This is a genomic window from Streptomyces sp. NPDC059850 (assembly GCF_042731515.1).
GTDB lineage: Bacteria > Actinomycetota > Actinomycetes > Streptomycetales > Streptomycetaceae > Streptomyces.
Window position 1 is genome coordinate 20,061 of the sequence record NZ_JBHWJI010000017.1, and the last position, 17,813, is coordinate 37,873.

Annotated in this window: 13 protein-coding genes; all 13 read right to left on the reverse strand. The window is 66.3% G+C overall.

Annotated elements, in window-relative coordinates:
• Positions 1-5: 5 nt before the first annotated feature.
• The 13 genes from tuf to secE all read right to left on the reverse strand — a co-directional run bounded on the left by tuf (position 6) and on the right by secE (position 17,735).
• Positions 6-1,199 carry an elongation factor Tu gene (gene tuf, locus ACFV9T_RS16270; RefSeq protein WP_385440591.1) on the reverse strand — a complete coding sequence of 398 codons (1,194 nt, stop codon included), beginning with the start codon at positions 1,197-1,199 and terminating at the stop codon, positions 6-8.
• Between the two features lie 227 nt (positions 1,200-1,426).
• Positions 1,427-3,547 (reverse strand): elongation factor G, encoded by a 2,121-nt coding sequence (gene fusA, locus ACFV9T_RS16275; protein ID WP_385440594.1) that lies wholly within the window; start codon positions 3,545-3,547, stop codon positions 1,427-1,429.
• A gap of 39 nt (positions 3,548-3,586) precedes the next feature.
• Positions 3,587-4,057: a 30S ribosomal protein S7 gene (gene rpsG, locus ACFV9T_RS16280; protein ID WP_014178748.1), complete on the reverse strand. Its 471-nt coding sequence runs from the start codon at positions 4,055-4,057 to the stop codon at positions 3,587-3,589.
• 2 nt (positions 4,058-4,059) lie between these two features.
• Positions 4,060-4,431: a 30S ribosomal protein S12 gene (gene rpsL, locus ACFV9T_RS16285; protein ID WP_014054153.1), complete on the reverse strand. Its 372-nt coding sequence runs from the start codon at positions 4,429-4,431 to the stop codon at positions 4,060-4,062.
• Positions 4,432-4,750: 319 nt separating this feature from the next.
• Positions 4,751-8,650: a DNA-directed RNA polymerase subunit beta' gene (locus tag ACFV9T_RS16290; protein WP_385440595.1), complete on the reverse strand. Its 3,900-nt coding sequence runs from the start codon at positions 8,648-8,650 to the stop codon at positions 4,751-4,753.
• Positions 8,651-8,749: 99 nt separating this feature from the next.
• Positions 8,750-12,232, reverse strand: a complete 3,483-nt coding sequence (gene rpoB / locus ACFV9T_RS16295; protein ID WP_385440596.1) for a DNA-directed RNA polymerase subunit beta — start codon at positions 12,230-12,232, stop codon at positions 8,750-8,752.
• A 562-nt stretch (positions 12,233-12,794) separates the two neighbouring features.
• Positions 12,795-13,184 carry a 50S ribosomal protein L7/L12 gene (gene rplL / locus ACFV9T_RS16300; protein ID WP_385440598.1) on the reverse strand — a complete coding sequence of 130 codons (390 nt, stop codon included), beginning with the start codon at positions 13,182-13,184 and terminating at the stop codon, positions 12,795-12,797.
• 84 nt (positions 13,185-13,268) lie between these two features.
• Positions 13,269-13,832 (reverse strand): 50S ribosomal protein L10, encoded by a 564-nt coding sequence (gene rplJ, locus ACFV9T_RS16305; protein WP_385440599.1) that lies wholly within the window; start codon positions 13,830-13,832, stop codon positions 13,269-13,271.
• A gap of 274 nt (positions 13,833-14,106) precedes the next feature.
• Positions 14,107-14,943 (reverse strand): hypothetical protein, encoded by an 837-nt coding sequence (locus ACFV9T_RS16310; RefSeq protein WP_385440602.1) that lies wholly within the window; start codon positions 14,941-14,943, stop codon positions 14,107-14,109.
• Positions 14,944-15,129: 186 nt separating this feature from the next.
• The gene (gene rplA, locus ACFV9T_RS16315) at positions 15,130-15,849 is read right to left on the reverse strand and encodes a 50S ribosomal protein L1 (protein ID WP_385440604.1); all 720 of its coding nucleotides are present in this window, start codon (positions 15,847-15,849) and stop codon (positions 15,130-15,132) included.
• An 80-nt stretch (positions 15,850-15,929) separates the two neighbouring features.
• Entirely contained in the window at positions 15,930-16,364 is a 435-nt protein-coding gene (gene rplK, locus ACFV9T_RS16320) for a 50S ribosomal protein L11 (protein WP_385440605.1), read from the reverse strand.
• A 167-nt stretch (positions 16,365-16,531) separates the two neighbouring features.
• Positions 16,532-17,362 carry a transcription termination/antitermination protein NusG gene (gene nusG, locus ACFV9T_RS16325; protein ID WP_385440608.1) on the reverse strand — a complete coding sequence of 277 codons (831 nt, stop codon included), beginning with the start codon at positions 17,360-17,362 and terminating at the stop codon, positions 16,532-16,534.
• Positions 17,363-17,441: 79 nt separating this feature from the next.
• The gene (gene secE, locus ACFV9T_RS16330; RefSeq protein ID WP_009715901.1) at positions 17,442-17,735 is read right to left on the reverse strand and encodes a preprotein translocase subunit SecE; all 294 of its coding nucleotides are present in this window, start codon (positions 17,733-17,735) and stop codon (positions 17,442-17,444) included.
• Positions 17,736-17,813: the final 78 nt, after the last annotated feature.

The window sequence follows — 17,813 nt, forward strand, 5'->3', positions numbered from 1 at the left end:
TCAGATCACTTGGTGATCTTGGTGACCTGACCGGCGCCGACGGTCCGGCCACCCTCACGGATGGCGAACTTCAGGCCCTCCTCCATGGCGACCGGCTGGATCAGCTGGACGGACATCTCGGTGTTGTCGCCCGGCATGACCATCTCGGTGCCCTCGGGGAGGGTCACAACGCCCGTCACGTCCGTGGTACGGAAGTAGAACTGCGGACGGTAGTTGTTGAAGAACGGCGTGTGGCGGCCACCCTCGTCCTTGGACAGGATGTACGCCTGCGCCTCGAACTCGGTGTGCGGGGTGACCGAGCCCGGCTTGATGATGACCTGGCCGCGCTCGACGTCCTCGCGCTTGATGCCACGGAGCAGCAGACCGACGTTCTCACCGGCCTGGCCCTCGTCGAGCAGCTTGCGGAACATCTCGATACCGGTGACGGTGGTCGAGGTCTTGTCGTTCTTGATGCCGATGATGTCGACGTTCTCGTTGACCTTCAGCACACCGCGCTCGATACGGCCGGTGACGACCGTACCGCGACCGGTGATGGTGAAGACGTCCTCGATCGGCATGAGGAACGGCTTGTCGACGTCACGCTCCGGCTGCGGGATCGCGTCGTCGACGGCCTTCATGAGGTCGAGGACGGACTTGCCCCACTCGGCGTCGCCCTCGAGCGCCTTGAGCGCCGAGACCTTGACGACCGGGACGTCGTCGCCCGGGAACTCGTACTCGGAGAGCAGCTCGCGGACCTCGAGCTCGACGAGCTCCAGGATCTCCTCGTCGTCCACCATGTCGGCCTTGTTCAGGGCGACGACGATGTACGGAACGCCGACCTGGCGGGCCAGGAGGACGTGCTCCTTGGTCTGCGGCATCGGGCCGTCGGTGGCGGCGACCACGAGGATGGCGCCGTCCATCTGCGCCGCACCGGTGATCATGTTCTTGATGTAGTCCGCGTGACCGGGGCAGTCAACGTGCGCGTAGTGACGCGAGTCCGTCTGGTACTCGACGTGCGCGATGGAGATCGTAATACCGCGCTGGCGCTCTTCCGGCGCCTTGTCGATCATGTCGAAGGCCGAGGCCTCGTTCAGGTCCGGGAACGCGTCGTGCAGCACCTTGGTGATCGCCGCGGTAAGAGTGGTCTTACCGTGGTCGATGTGACCGATGGTGCCGATGTTGACGTGCGGCTTAGTCCGCTCGAACTTCGCCTTCGCCACTGGGGTCCTCCTACGGAGTGGTTCTGTAACGCATCCGCGCCTTGCGGACGGGTTCAGGTGGTCTTACCGAACCGGCCAGGACCCCGAGGGGGATGCCCTTCGCCGTATTCGTTATGGGGGCCGGCGGCCGGGGCCCCGTCATGGACCGCCACGGTGGACGATCTATGACGGAACACCCGATGCCTCTTGCTCCAGCCTAAACGGTGAGGAATGCGGATGAACCCGCGTTACTCGCCCTTGGCCTTCGCGATGATCTCCTCAGCGACGTTCTTGGGAACCTCGGCGTAGGAGTCGAACTGCATGGAGTAGCTGGCGCGGCCAGAGGTCTTGCTGCGCAGGTCGCCCACGTAGCCGAACATCTCCGACAGCGGGACCAGACCGATCACCAGCTTGGCGCCGCTACGGTCCTCCATGGACTGGATCTGACCACGGCGGGAGTTGATGTCGCCGATCACGTCACCCATGTAGTCCTCGGGCGTCGTGACCTCGACCTTCATCATCGGCTCGAGCAGGGCCGGGCTGGCCTTGCGGGCGGCCTCCTTGAAGGCCATCGAACCGGCGATCTTGAAGGCCATCTCGGAGGAGTCGACCTCGTGGTAGCCACCGTCGAGAAGCACGACCTTGACGCCGGTCAGCGGGTATCCGGCGAGCACGCCGAACTCCATGGCCTCCTGGCAGCCCGCGTCCACGGACGGGATGTACTCCCGCGGGATACGGCCACCGGTGACCTTGTTCTCGAACTCGTAGCCGTCGCCCTCGAGCGGCTCCAGCGCGATCTGCACCTTGGCGAACTGGCCGGAACCACCAGTCTGCTTCTTGTGCGTGTAGTCGTACCGCTCGACCGCCTTGTTCAGGGTCTCGCGGTAGGCCACCTGCGGCTTGCCGACGTTGGCCTCGACCTTGAACTCGCGCTTCATGCGGTCGACCAGCACGTCGAGGTGAAGCTCACCCATACCGGCGATGATGGTCTGGCCGGTCTCCTCGTCAGTCTTGACGCGGAAGGACGGGTCCTCCTCGGCCAGCCGCTGAATCGCGACGGCCAGCTTCTCCTGGTCGCCCTTGGACTTCGGCTCGATGGCCACCTCGATGACCGGGGCCGGGAAGTCCATGGACTCGAGGATCACCGGGCTCGACGCGTCGCAGAGGGTCTCACCGGTGGTGGTCTGCTTCAGACCCATGACGGCGACGATGTCACCGGCACCCACCGACTCGATCTCCTCACGCTTGTTCGCGTGCATCCGGTAGATCTTGCCGATGCGCTCCTTCTTGCCCTTCACGGAGTTCAGCACCTGAGTGCCGGCCACGAGACGGCCCGAGTAAACCCGGATGAAGGTGAGCTTGCCGAGGTGCGGGTCGCTCGCGATCTTGAACGCCAGAGCCGACAGCGGCTCTTCCTCGGTCGGACGCCGCTTGATGATCTCTTCGGGGTCCTTGACCGAGTGGCCCTCGACCGCCTCGACGTCGATCGGCGACGGCAGGTACCGGACGACCGCGTCGAGCAGGGGCTGCACGCCCTTGTTCTTGAACGCGGTGCCGCAGAACACGGGGGTGACGGTCGTGCCGCCGCCCACGCCGGAGGCGATGGTGATGCGGCGGATCGCCGCGTACAGCTGCTCCACGGAGGGCTCCTCGCCCTCCAGGTACAGCTCCATCATCTCTTCGTCGTTCTCGGCGACGGTCTCGAGCAGCTTGCCGCGCCACTCGTCGGCGGCCTCGGTGTGGGTGTCCGGGATGTCGACGGTGTCGTACATCTCGCCCTTGGAGGCCTCGATGTTCCAGACCAGCGCCTTCATGGTGACGAGGTCGATAACACCCTTGAAGTCGGCCTCGGTGCCGATCGGCAGCTGCATGACCAGCGGCACCGCGCCCAGGCGGTCCGTGATCATGTCGACGCAGCGGTGGAACTCCGCACCGGTGCGGTCGAGCTTGTTGACGAAGCAGATACGCGGCACGCCGTAGCGGTCCGCCTGACGCCAAACGGTCTCGGACTGCGGCTCAACGCCGGCCACACCGTCGAACACCGTCACGGCACCGTCGAGGACGCGCAGCGAACGCTCCACCTCGACGGTGAAGTCGACGTGCCCCGGGGTGTCAATGATGTTGATCGTGTGATCGATGTTCTCGAGCGGCCAGTGACAGGTCGTCGCGGCGGACGTGATCGTGATGCCGCGCTCCTGCTCCTGCTCCATCCAGTCCATCGTGGCAGCGCCGTCGTGGACCTCACCGATCTTGTAGCTCACACCGGTGTAGAACAGGATCCGCTCGGTGGTCGTCGTCTTGCCCGCGTCGATGTGGGCCATGATCCCGATATTGCGGACCTTGGCCAGGTCAAGTGAAGTGGTAGCCATAAGGCTTCAGTCTTCTCTCGGTCTCGATGGGGGTAGCGACTACCAGCGGTAGTGCGCGAAGGCCTTGTTGGACTCGGCCATCTTGTGGGTGTCCTCGCGACGCTTGACGGAGGCGCCGAGACCGTTGCTGGCGTCCAGCAGCTCGTTCATCAGGCGCTCGGTCATGGTCTTCTCGCGACGGGCGCGGGAGTAGCCCACGAGCCAGCGCAGCGCGAGGGTGGAGGAGCGGCCGGGACGAACCTCGACCGGCACCTGGTAGGTGGCGCCACCGACACGACGGGAGCGGACCTCGAGGGTCGGCTTCACGTTCTCCAGCGCGCGCTTGAGCGTGATGACCGGGTCGTTGCCGGACTTCTCACGCAGGCCCTCCATGGCGCCGTAGACAATGCGCTCGGCGGTGGAGCGCTTGCCGTTCAGCAGGACCTTGTTGATGAGCGAAGTCACCAGAGGAGAGTTGTAAACCGGGTCGATGATGACCGGGCGCTTCGGGGCGGGACCCTTACGAGGCATGTTTACTTCTCCTTCTTGGCGCCGTAGCGGCTGCGAGCCTGCTTGCGGTTCTTGACGCCCTGCGTGTCGAGGGAGCCGCGGATGATCTTGTAGCGAACACCCGGCAGGTCCTTCACTCGACCGCCGCGCACGAGCACGATGGAGTGCTCCTGCAGGTTGTGACCCTCACCCGGGACGTAGGCGGTGACCTCGATCCCACTGCTCAGCCGGACACGCGCGACCTTACGGAGCGCCGAGTTCGGCTTCTTCGGCGTCGTGGTGAACACGCGAGTGCACGTGCCACGACGCTGCGGCGACCCCGCCAGTGCGGGAGTCTTGTTCTTCTCGACCTTGTCCTGGCGGCCCTTGCGGACCAGCTGCTGGATCGTAGGCACCGTTTCTCCGGTTTCTGTGTGCCGATCTCGATAAAGCTAACCTGGGGTTTCTCCGACCCACGCGGTCGGGTGTGTCGCGCACCGCAGTCCCCTGCGAATGTCAGGAGAGTGCGAATTGTTGGTGTCGACACCTCGGCCCCCCGGCAGCGCTTAGCGCATACGGGAGCCCAGGGACACCCCAGGCACAAGGTCAGAGCGTACCTACCGCATCGGCTCCGGTCAAAACAAATGCACACGCGCTGGACACACCAACCCGGAGCATAGCCGCAGGGCGGCCACCCCGCCATGGGATGACCGCCCTGTGAACAGATCGACGCTCTTACTGGTTGTACGGACCGTAGTCGTAGTCCTCCAGCGGGACGGCCTGGCCGGAGCCGGTGCCGAACGGCGAGTAGTCGATGTCGTCGTAGCCGACGGCCGAGTACATCGCGGCCTTCGCCTCCTCGGTCGGCTCGACCCGGATGTTGCGGTAGCGGGACAGGCCCGTACCGGCCGGGATGAGCTTACCGATGATGACGTTCTCCTTGAGGCCGATCAGGGAGTCCGACTTGGCGTTGATCGCCGCGTCGGTGAGCACCCGGGTCGTCTCCTGGAAGGACGCCGCCGACAGCCAGGACTCGGTCGCCAGCGAGGCCTTGGTGATACCCATCAGCTGCGGACGGCCGGAGGCCGGGTGGCCGCCTTCCTGCACCACACGACGGTTCTCACCCTCGAAGCGCGTACGCTCCACCAGCTCGCCCGGCAGCAGCTCCGCGTCGCCGGACTCGATGATCGTGACCCGGCGCAGCATCTGCCGGATGATGATCTCGATGTGCTTGTCGTGGATCGACACACCCTGCGAGTTGTAGACCTTCTGGACCTCGCCGACCAGGTGCACCTGGACGGCGCGCTGGCCGAGGATGCGCAGCACGTCGTGCGGGTTGGTGGCACCCACGGTCAGCGCCTGGCCGACCTCGACGTGGTCGCCCTCGCCCACCAGCAGACGGGCCCGCTTGGAGACGCCGTAGGCGGTCTCGTCGGAACCGTCGTCCGGGGTGACGACGAGCTTCTTGGTCTTCTCGGTCTCCTCGATCCGGACGCGGCCGGCCGCCTCCGAGATCGGCGCGACGCCCTTGGGCGTACGGGCCTCGAAGAGCTCGACGACACGCGGCAGACCCTGGGTGATGTCGTCACCGGCCACACCACCGGTGTGGAAGGTACGCATCGTCAGCTGGGTGCCGGGCTCACCGATGGACTGGGCGGCGATAATGCCGACCGCCTCGCCGATGTCCACCAGCTTGCCGGTCGCCAGCGAGCGGCCGTAGCACATGGCGCAGGTGCCGACGGCGGACTCACAGGTGAGCACCGAGCGGGTCTTGACCGTCGCCACACCGTGCCGGACCAGCTCGTCGATGAGCACGTCGCCCAGGTCGGTGCCGGCCGGGGCCAGGACCTTCCCGTCCACGACGATGTCCTCGGCGAGGCTGCGCGCGTACACGCTGGTCTCGACGTCCTCGGTCTTGCGCAGCACACCGTCCGCGCCCGTGGTCGCGATCGCCAGCTTGAGGCCGCGCTCGGTGCCGCAGTCCTCCTCGCGGATGATCACGTCCTGCGAGACGTCCACCAGACGACGGGTCAGGTAACCCGAGTCGGCGGTACGCAGGGCGGTGTCCGCGAGACCCTTACGGGCACCGTGGGTGGAGATGAAGTACTCCAGCACGGAGAGACCCTCACGGAACGACGCCTTAATGGGCCGCGGGATGGTCTCGTTCTTCGCGTTGGACACCAGACCACGCATACCGGCGATCTGACGCATCTGCATCATGTTTCCGCGCGCGCCCGAGTCGACCATCATGAAGATCGGGTTGGTCTTCGGGAAGTTCGCGTTCATCGCCTCGGAGACCTCGTTGGTCGCCTTGGTCCAGATCGCGATGAGTTCCTGGGTGCGCTCGTCCTTGGTGATCAGACCGCGCTCGTACTGCTTCTGGACCTTCTCGTCCTGCGCCTCGTAGCCCGTGATGATGGCCTTCTTGGCCTCGGGCACGACGATGTCGGAGATGGCGACGGTGACACCGGAGCGGGTGGCCCAGTGGAAACCGGCCGCCTTCAGGTTGTCCAGGGTCGCCGCGACGATCACCTTGGGGTAGCGCTCGGCGAGGTCGTTGACGATCTCGGAGAGCTGCTTCTTGCCCACCGAGTAGTCGACGAACGGGTAGTCCTCGGGCAGCAGCTCGTTGAAGAGCGCGCGGCCCAGCGTGGTGCGCAGCCGGAAGCTGTCGCCCTGCTGCCAGGCGGGCTCGCCCTCTTCCGGAGCCGGCGGGGTCCAGCCGCGGGGCGGGACGGTGCCGATCGGGAAGCGGATGTCGATCTTCGCCTGGAGCGACAGCTCCTGGGCGTCGAACGCCATGATCGCCTCGGCGCTGGAGCCGAAGGACCGGCCCTCGCCGATGACCTCGCGCTCCTCCTCGTCGGTGGTGAGGAAGAACAGCCCCAGCACCATGTCCTGGGTCGGCATGGTCACCGGACGGCCGTCGGCCGGCTTGAGGATGTTGTTCGAGGACAGCATCAGGATGCGGGCCTCGGCCTGCGCCTCCGCGGACAGCGGCAGGTGCACGGCCATCTGGTCACCGTCGAAGTCCGCGTTGAACGCGGTGCAGACGAGCGGGTGAATCTGAATGGCCTTGCCCTCGACCAGCTGCGGCTCGAAGGCCTGGATACCGAGGCGGTGCAGGGTCGGCGCACGGTTCAGCAGCACCGGGTGCTCGGCGATGACCTCTTCGAGCACGTCGTACACGACCGTGCGGCCGCGCTCGACCATGCGCTTGGCCGACTTGATGTTCTGCGCGTGGTTCAGGTCCACCAGGCGCTTCATCACGAACGGCTTGAAGAGCTCCAGCGCCATGGCCTTGGGCAGACCGCACTGGTGCAGCTTGAGCTGCGGGCCGACGACGATGACGGAACGGGCCGAGTAGTCGACGCGCTTACCGAGCAGGTTCTGACGGAACCGGCCCTGCTTACCCTTCAGCATGTCGCTGAGGGACTTCAGCGGACGGTTACCGGGACCGGTCACCGGGCGGCCGCGGCGGCCGTTGTCGAACAGCGCGTCGACGGCCTCCTGCAGCATCCGCTTCTCGTTGTTCACGATGATCTCGGGGGCACCGAGGTCGAGGAGACGCTTGAGGCGGTTGTTCCGGTTGATCACACGGCGGTACAGGTCGTTCAGGTCGGAGGTCGCGAAGCGGCCACCGTCCAGCTGCACCATCGGACGCAGGTCCGGCGGGATCACCGGGATGCAGTCCAGCACCATGCCGTTGGGGCTGTTGCGGGTCTGCAGGAAGGCGGAGACGACCTTGAGGCGCTTGAGCGCACGGGTCTTCTTCTGGCCCTTGCCGGTCCGGATGATCTCGCGGAGCTTCTCGGCCTCTTCGTCGAGGTCGAAGGACTCCAGGCGCTTTTGCAGGGCAGCGGCGCCCATGCCGCCCATGAAGTACGTGCCGAAGCGGTCGCGCAGCTCGCGGTAGAGCAGCTCGTCGCCCTCCAGGTCCTGGACCTTGAGGCTCTTGAAGCGGTTCCACACCTCGTCGAGACGGTCGATCTCGCGCTGGGCGCGGTCGCGCAGCTGCTTCATCTCGCGCTCGGCGCCCTCGCGCACCTTGCGGCGCACATCGGCCTTGGCGCCCTCGGCCTCCAGGTCGGCGAGGTCCGCCTCGAGCTTCTTGGCGCGGGCCTCCAGGTCGGCGTCGCGGCGCTGCTCGATCTGCTGGCGCTCGACGGAGACGTGGGCCTCCAGCGAGGGCAGGTCGCGCGTGCGGCGCTCCTCGTCGACCCACGTGATCATGTAGGCGGCGAAGTAGATGACCTTTTCGAGGTCCTTCGGGGCGAGGTCGAGCAGGTAACCCAGACGGCTCGGGACGCCCTTGAAGTACCAGATGTGGGTGACGGGAGCGGCCAGCTCGATGTGGCCCATCCGCTCACGGCGCACCTTGGCGCGGGTGACCTCGACGCCACAGCGCTCACAGATGATGCCCTTGAAGCGGACGCGCTTGTACTTGCCGCAGTAGCACTCCCAGTCCCGGGTCGGACCGAAGATCTTCTCGCAGAAGAGTCCGTCCTTTTCGGGCTTCAGGGTGCGGTAGTTGATGGTCTCCGGCTTCTTGACCTCACCGTGGGACCACTGACGGATGTCGTCAGCAGTGGCGAGGCCGATCCGCAGCTCGTCGAAGAAGTTGACGTCGAGCACTTGTCGTCAATCCCTCTTTCAGGGTCGTGTCTTCGGGTCTGACTGGGGGTCCGGGGAGAGGCCGGGGCGGGTGCGTACGAACCGCCCCGGCCAGACCCGTCAGACCTCTTCGACGCTGCTCGGCTCGCGCCGCGACAGGTCGATGCCGAGCTCCTCCGCAGCGCGGAAGACGTCCTCGTCGGTGTCGCGCATCTCGATGGACATGCCGTCGCTGGACAGCACCTCCACGTTGAGGCACAGGGACTGCATCTCCTTGATGAGCACCTTGAAGGACTCGGGGATGCCGGGCTCGGGGATGTTCTCGCCCTTGACGATGGCCTCGTAGACCTTCACGCGGCCGGTGACGTCGTCGGACTTGATGGTCAGCAGCTCCTGGAGGGCGTACGCGGCGCCATAAGCCTCCAGCGCCCACACCTCCATCTCTCCGAAGCGCTGGCCACCGAACTGAGCCTTACCGCCCAGCGGCTGCTGGGTGATCATCGAGTACGGGCCGGTGGACCGGGCGTGCAGCTTGTCGTCCACCAGGTGGTGCAGCTTGAGGATGTACATGAAGCCGACCGAGATCGGGTCCGGGAACGGCTCGCCGGAGCGGCCGTCGAAGAGCCGGGCCTTGCCGGAGGGCTGGACCAGACGGTCGCCGTCGCGGTTCGGGATCGTGGACTCGAAGAGACCGGCGATCTCGTCCTCACGGGCGCCGTCGAAGACCGGGGTCGCGACGTTGGTGCCGGGCTGGACCTCGTCGGCGCCGATCGCCTGCAGCCGCTGCATCCACTCCTCAGAGCCCTCGACCTTCCAGCCCCGGGAGGCCAGCCAGCCGAGGTGGATCTCCAGGACCTGTCCCGGGTTCATTCGGGACGGGACACCCAGCGGGTTGAGGATGATGTCGACCGGGGTGCCGTCCTCCAGGAACGGCATGTCCTCGACCGGCAGGATCTTCGAGATGACGCCCTTGTTGCCGTGGCGGCCGGCGAGCTTGTCACCGTCGGTGATCTTGCGCTTCTGCGCCACGTAGACGCGGACCAGCTGGTTCACGCCCGGGGGCAGCTCGTCGCCCTCTTCGCGGTCGAAGACGCGGACGCCGATGACCTTGCCGATCTCGCCGTGCGGCACCTTCAGCGAGGTGTCGCGGACCTCACGGGCCTTCTCACCGAAGATCGCGCGCAGCAGGCGCTCCTCCGGGGTCAGCTCGGTCTCACCCTTCGGGGTGACCTTGCCGACCAGGATGTCCCCGGCCACGACCTCGGCGCCGATGCGGATGATGCCGCGCTCGTCGAGGTCGGCCAGGACCTCCTCGGAGACGTTCGGGATGTCCCGGGTGATCTCCTCGGGGCCGAGCTTGGTGTCCCGGGCGTCGACCTCGTGCTCCTCGATGTGGATCGAGGAGAGGACGTCGTCCTGCACCAGCCGCTGGCTGAGGATGATCGCGTCTTCGTAGTTGTGGCCCTCCCACGGCATGAACGCGACGAGGAGGTTCTTGCCGAGCGCCATCTCGCCGTCCTCGGTGGACGGACCGTCGGCCAGGACCTGGCCGGTGATGACGCGGGCGCCCTCGTCCACGACGACCTTCTGGTTGAAGGACGTGCCCTGGTTGGAGCGGGAGAACTTGGCGATCCGGTACGTGGTGTAGGTGCCGTCGTCGTTGGCCACCGTCACGTAGTCGGCGGAGACCTCCTGGACGACACCGTCCTTCGCGGCCTTGATGACGTCGCCGGCGTCGACCGCGCAGCGGTACTCCATGCCGGTGCCGACCAGCGGGGACTCCGCCTTGAGCAGCGGCACGGCCTGGCGCATCATGTTCGATCCCATGAGCGCGCGGTTGGCGTCGTCGTGCTCGAGGAACGGGATCATGGCGGTCGCGACCGACACCATCTGACGCGGCGAGACGTCCATGTAGTCGACGTCGTCGCCCGGGATGTAGTCGACCTCGCCGCCACGGCGGCGGACCAGGACCCGGTTCTCGGCGAAGTGCAGGTCGTCCGTGAGCGGGGCGTTGGCCTGCGCGATGACGAAGCGGTCCTCTTCGTCGGCCGTCAGGTAGTCGACGTCGTCGGTGACGACACCGTCGACGACCTTGCGGTACGGGGTCTCGATGAAGCCGAAGGCGTTCAGGCGGCCGTACGAGGCGAGCGAACCGATCAGACCGATGTTCGGTCCTTCGGGCGTCTCGATCGGGCACATCCGGCCGTAGTGCGAGGGGTGCACGTCACGGACCTCGAAGCCCGCCCGCTCACGGCTCAGACCACCCGGGCCGAGAGAGTTGAGACGGCGCTTGTGGGTGAGCCCGGAGAGCGGGTTCGTCTGGTCCATGAACTGCGACAGCTGGCTGGTGCCGAAGAACTCCTTGATGGAGGCGACGACCGGCCGGATGTTGATCAGCGTCTGCGGCGTGATCGCCTCGACGTCCTGGGTGGTCATCCGCTCGCGGACGACGCGCTCCATACGGGCCAGACCCGTGCGGACCTGGTTCTGGATCAGCTCGCCGACGTTACGGATCCGGCGGTTGCCGAAGTGGTCGATGTCGTCGGTCTCGACGACGATCATGTCACCGCTCTCGCCGACCGCTTCGACCTCGCCGGCGTGCAGCTTCACCAGGTACTTGATCGAGGCGATGATGTCCTCGACCGTCAGGACGCCCGCGTCCAGCGGAGCGGCCGCACCCAGCTTCTTGTTGACCTTGTAGCGGCCGACCTTCGCGAGGTCGTAGCGCTTCGGGTTGAAGTACAGGTTCTCCAGCAGCGTCTGCGCGGCCTCACGCGTCGGGGGCTCGCCCGGGCGCAGCTTGCGGTAGATGTCGAGCAGCGCGTCGTCCTGCCCCTGGGTGTGGTCCTTCTCCAGGGTGGCGCGCATGGACTCGTACTCGCCGAACTCCTCGAGGATCTGCTCGGTGGTCCAGCCGAGCGCCTTCAGGAGGACGGTGACGGACTGCTTGCGCTTGCGGTCGATGCGCACACCGACCATGTCGCGCTTGTCGATCTCCATCTCCAGCCAGGCGCCCCGGGAAGGGATGACCTTGACCGAGAAGACATCCTTGTCGGACGTCTTGTCGATGGAGGTGTCGAAGTAGACGCCCGGCGAGCGGACCAGCTGCGAGACGACGACACGCTCGGTGCCGTTGATGCAGAAGGTGCCCTTGTCGGTCATGAGCGGGAAGTCGCCCATGAAGACCGTCTGGGACTTGATCTCACCGGTCTCGTTGTTGGTGAACTCGGCGGTGACGAAGAGCGGAGCCGCGTACGTGAAGTCGCGCTCCTTGCACTCGTCGATCGAGTTCTTCGGCGGCTCGAAGCGGTGATCGCGGAAGGTCAGGGACATCGACCCGGAGAAGTCCTCGATCGGGGAGATCTCCTCGAAGATCTCCTCCAGACCGGACTTGGTGGGGACGTCCTGACCACTGTCCAGCGCAGCCTCGACACGAGCCTTCCAGGCGGCATTGCCGAGCAGCCAATCGAAGCTCTCGGTCTGCAGTGCAAGGAGGTTCGGAACCTCGAGAGGTTCCTTGATCTTCGCAAAGGAGATGCGCAGCGGGGCGGTGCTGGCGCCGTTGTTCGTATTGGCAGTCGAGGCGTTGCGCGAGGCGGCCAAGAGGGGGTCCTTCCGAGGGCTCGGACTCACTACGCGCGTACCGGTCCCACCATGAGCCCATGGATGAAATCCCTGGTCAGGGCGGTTTCATCGGCAGTGCTCGAAGGTGGGCATGCCCCTGGTGACGGGCAGGGAGCAGCTAACAGGCAGCGCAAAGGGTCAGTGTAGCCACTTGGCACACTGATGTCCAGCGCCGAGTTTCTGAGACCGGCAGCGCCAATCTCTCCCTCCGGTGAGAGGCCTCGCCCCTCGTTGTCCTTCACCCGCCTGATCGGCAGTCCCGCGCTTCGCCAGCGCATATCGATACTGCCCGCTTCGCCGACGATCCATGCCTCGGACTTACGGATCGGTGTGACGTCGCGTCCCGAGAATTGCGCGCTGCGTGCCGTTCGTCAAGGCCCCCCACTCCGGCGAGATCGTCACAGGGCGTGGCGACGGGCAACGAAGATCACCATACCTGCCGGAACCGGAAAGTCAGCGTAGCCGTCACAAGAACACCGAAGGGCGACCACCCCAACGGGTGATCGCCCTCACGGCACAGTGGGTCATCCGACCCGTGAGATCACTTGACCTCGACGGAGGCGCCGGCGCCCTTGAGGGACTCGGCGGCCTTCTCCGCGGCCTCCTTGGAGACCTTCTCGAGGACCGGCTTCGGGGTGCCGTCGACGAGGTCCTTGGCCTCCTTCAGGCCCAGGGAGGTCAGCTCACGCACGACCTTAATGACCTGGATCTTCTTGTCGCCGGCGCCGGTGAGCACGACGTCGAACTCGTCCTGCTCCTCCTCGGCCTCAGCGGCGGCCGGGGCACCCGGGGCACCGGCGGCGACGACGGCGGCCGGGGCGGCGGCGGTGACGTCGAACTTCTCCTCGAAGGCCTTCACGAACTCGGAGAGCTCGATGAGGGTCATCTCCTCGAACTGCGCGAGCAGGTCGTCCTGGGTGAGCTTCGCCATGATGGCGGTCCTTCCACTAGTTCGGCAGGTGCCGGATGAAAATGGTGGCGGGCTTCTTCCGGGCCCGCTGTGACCGGGGCCGAGTTACTCGGCGGCCTCGGCCTCGGCGGGAGCCGGCTCGCCGGCACCGCCCTGCTCGGCAGCCTTGGCCCGAAGCGCCTCCGCGGTGCGGATGAACTTCGAGAGCGGGGCCTGGAAGAGCGCGGCAGCCTGAGACTGCTTGGCCTTCATGGCGCCCGCCAGCTTGGAGAGCAGCACCTCGCGGGACTCGAGGTCCGCGAGCTTCTTGATCTCGTCGGCGGACAGCGCCTTGCCGTCAAGGACACCGCCCTTGATGACGAGAGCGGGGTTGTCCTTGGCGAAGTCACGGAGACCCTTCGCCGCCTCGACCGGGTCACCGGTCACGAAGGCGACGGCCGACGAACCTGTGAACAGGTCGTCGATCTGGTTGATCCCGGCCTCGTTGGCCGCGATCTTGGTCAGCGTGTTCTTCACCACACGGTACTGGGCGTTCTCACCGAGCGAACGGCGCAGCTCCTTGAGCTGCGCGACGGTGAGACCGGTGTACGCGGTCACAACGGCGCCGTTCGAGGTGCTGAACTTCTCCCGCATCTCGTCGACGGCGTCGACCTTGTCGGGACTCGCCATGAGCCTCGGCCTCCTTCCGGGTGATGAGGACCGCTACGGCCTGAAGGAAGGAGGCTGAACAACACGAAAACGCCCCGGCGCAGGCGCACGGGGCGTGACTCGACCGAACGGCCCAAGGGCCCGTTCGGGAGTTCTCACCACATTCACCTGCGCGGGTCGTCCGCAGCTAGCGGATCCTTCAGCCGCCGTCTCCCCTTGCGGAGACACAGCGACAACCAGCGGTCTTTGGCTTCTGCAGCAGATTACGCGAACGGGCCTCGGCCGGGCAAATCAGCTACTGCTGCGAACCCTGCAGCTCCTGGAAGTCCACGGTCTCCGTGGCCGCCGGCTCCTCGACCGTGACCTTGGTGCCGTAGTCCGAGTAGAAGACCGTCGAGTCGTAGACGCCGCTCTTGCTCTTGGCCTGCTCACGCTTCTTGACCAGCAGGTTCTTGCTGTCGATCCACAGATCGATGGTCTCGGTCTTCATGCCGGACTGCTCCATCTGCTGCTGCAGGGCGTCCAGGTCCGACTTGCTCAGGTCCTTGGACTGCATCTTGGCCAGCTCGGAGACCTCGACCGTGCCGGTGTAGTGGGTGGCCTCGGCGCCCTTGACGGTCTCCGAGCCGACCTTCTTCACCTTGCCCGAGGCCATCAGCAGCTGCACCGAGCGCGACGGGTTGTTGTTCTGCATCTGGTCCTTGAGGAAGGCCCCGGAGGCGCCCGTCTGCTTCGCGAAGGCGTCGTAGTCGTACTTGATCCAGCTCTTGCCGCCGGTGGCCTGCGACGGAACGCTCTGGCCCAGGTTCACGAACATCGCGTCCGGCGTGTAGCGGGCCTTCATGGGCGCGCCGCCGCCGGGCGTGGAGGAGCTGGCGCCGCCCTTCTGCGTGAGGACCATGTCGGCGCGCATGCCGTCGGACCAGTCCATCGAGCCGGTCATGTCCATGTTCATGGGACCGTTCTGGGTGGAGCCCTCGACCTTGGCCGAGTGCTGCTGGTCCGTACGCTGCGAGGCGAGCTTCAGCGCGGCCAGCGGGCTGCCCACCGACTGCCCGCCGTTGCCGCCCTTGTCGCCCGCCTTGTCGTCGCTGGACTTGCCGTCGCTCCCGCACGCGGTGAGCCCGGCCATCAGAACAACACCACAGGCAGCGATCACGCAACGCACGCCCACATGAGTACCGCGCACGGTTCCCCCTTATTTGCCTTTTACGACTGTCGGTTCATGACCCTACCGAGGGCCGCCGACAGCAACGCGCCGGGCCCCCGCACCTCTTCACGAGGTGCGGGGGCCCGGCGGTTCCGGTCAGGGGGAGGCTCAGACGGCCTCTTCCTCGACCAGCAGGTTGCGCGTGCGGTTGGCGTCCAGCGGGATGCCGGGGCCCATCGTCGTGCTCAGGCTCGCCTTCTTGATGTAGCGGCCCTTCGCGGCGGACGGCTTGAGACGGTTGATCTCCTCGAGCGCCGCGGCGTAGTTCTCCACCAGCTGCGCCTCACCGAACGACACCTTGCCGATGATGAAGTGCAGGTTGGAGTGCTTGTCGACGCGGAACTCGATCTTGCCGCCCTTGATGTCCGTGACGGCCTTGGCCACGTCCGGGGTGACGGTGCCGGTCTTCGGGTTCGGCATCAGACCACGCGGACCGAGCACCCGGCCGAGGCGGCCGACCTTGCCCATGAGGTCCGGGGTGGCGACGACGGCGTCGAAGTCCAGGCGGCCCTTGGACACCTCGTCGATCAGCTCGTCGGAGCCGACGATGTCGGCGCCAGCGGCTTCCGCGGCCGCAGCACGGTCACCGGTCGCGAAGACCAGGACCCGGGCGGTCTTACCGGTGCCGTGCGGCAGGTTCACGGTGCCGCGGACCATCTGGTCGGCCTTGCGCGGGTCGACGCCCAGGCGCATGGCGACCTCGACGGTCGCGTCGAACTTGCTCGGGGAGGTGTCCTTGGCGAGACGGACGGCCTCGAGCGGGGCGTACACGCGCTCCCGGTCGATCTTGGCGTCCGCAGCGCGGAGGGACTTGCTGCGCTTGCTCAACTCTGCTCCTGAAGATTGAGTTCGGAGTCGTGGTCCGGACCGCGCATTGGTCCTGCCACGGTGGTGCTACGGGGTGGCTGTCAGCCCTCGACCGTGATGCCCATGGATCGGGCGGTGCCGGCGATGATCTTCTCGGCGGCGTCCAGGTCGTTGGCGTTCAGGTCGGGCATCTTGGTGGTGGCGATGTCGCGGACCTGGTCGCGGGTGATCTTGGCGACCTTGGTCTTGTGCGGCTCGCCGGAGCCCTTCTCCACGCCCGCGGCCTTGAGGATCAGCTTCGCGGCCGGCGGAGTCTTGGTGATGAAGGTGAAGGAACGGTCCTCGTAGACCGTGATCTCCACCGGGATGACCATGCCACGCTGCGACTCGGTCGCGGCGTTGTAGGCCTTGCAGAACTCCATGATGTTGACGCCGTGCTGACCCAGCGCGGGGCCGACCGGCGGTGCCGGGTTCGCGGCGCCGGCCTGGATCTGGAGCTTGATCAGCCCCGTGACCTTCTTCTTCTTGGGAGGCATGCTCTCTCCGGGTCCTAGTGAGAGGTGGTCCGCCTCCTAATCCGGTCATCCGGATGGAGGCATACCGCACAACGATAACGGGTATGGATGCGCGGCTTAAAACCGAGCAGGTCAGACGGGCCCCGGAAGGGCCCGCCTGACCTGTCGGAAGGGTGGGGGAAGAAGCGTCAGTTCTTCTGGATCTGGTCGAAGCTCAGCTCGACCGGGGTCTCCCGGCCGAAGATCTCGACCAGGCCCTTGACCTTCTTCGAGTCGGCGTTGATCTCGTTGATCGTGGCCTGCAGCGTGGCGAACGGGCCGTCGGTGACCGTGACGGAGTCGCCGACCTCGAAGTCCAGCACCTGGACCTCGACCTTGCGGCTGGGCGCCGGGGCACCGCCCTCTTCGGCGGTGGCCTTGGCGGCCTTCTCCTCGGCCTCCGGGGCGAGCATCTTGACGATCTCGTCCAGGGTCAGCGGGTACGGGTCGTAGGCGTTGCCCACGAAGCCGGTGACACCGGGGGTGTTCCGCACGACGCCCCAGGACTCGTTCGTCAGGTCCATGCGCACCAGCACATAGCCCGGGAGCTTGTTCTGGCGGACGTTCTTGCGCTCGCCGTTCTTGATCTGGACGATCTCTTCTTCGGGGACCTCGGCCTGGTAGATGAAGTCCTCGACGTTCAGCGAGACGGCACGCTGCTCCAGGTTCGCCTTCACGCGCTTCTCGTAGCCCGCGTAGGTGTGGATCACGTACCACTCGCCGGGCAGCCCGCGCAGCTCCTCGCGGAGCGCCTCGACCGGGTCGACCTCGACGGCGGCCTCTTCGGCCTCCTCGTCCTCGGCGACCTCTGCGACGGCCTCGGCCTCGTCCTCGACGTGCAGCGCGGCCTCCTCGGCGGGCTCGCCCGCCGCGGCGTCAGCGGCCTCAGCCTGGTCGGAGTCCGCCGCCTCGACGATGTCGAGCTCGTCCTCACGGGACTCGACGGGCTCGGCGGCGTCGTTCAGGTTCGGGTCAGACACGGTGGCTGCTTCTTCCTGGCTTCAAGGGGTGGAACGTGCGAAAGGGCGCTGCCGGGACACGGCCGCCCTCCGCGGGATCTCAGCCAAAGACGTACTTGATGGCGTTGTTGAACCCATAGTCAATCACGGTCACGATGCCAATCATGATCAGCACGAAGACGATCACCACGCTGGTGTACGTCGACAGCTGGCTGCGCGTGGGCCAGACGACCTTGCGCAGCTCGGCGATGATCTGGCGGTAGAACAGCGCGAGGCGGCCGAACGGCCCCTTCTTCGCGCGCTTGCCACCACGGCGGCCCTTCTTGGTCGCCACCTCGTCCTCGTCGGGACGACCGCTCTCAGGCGTCGCGGTGGAGCCAAGGGCTTCCGTCACTCGTCCTCACCTGAATCCGGGTCGTGGCCGTGCCGCGTCCGGCCCGGCCGCACAGCGGTGCTTGTCCTTGCGTACGCA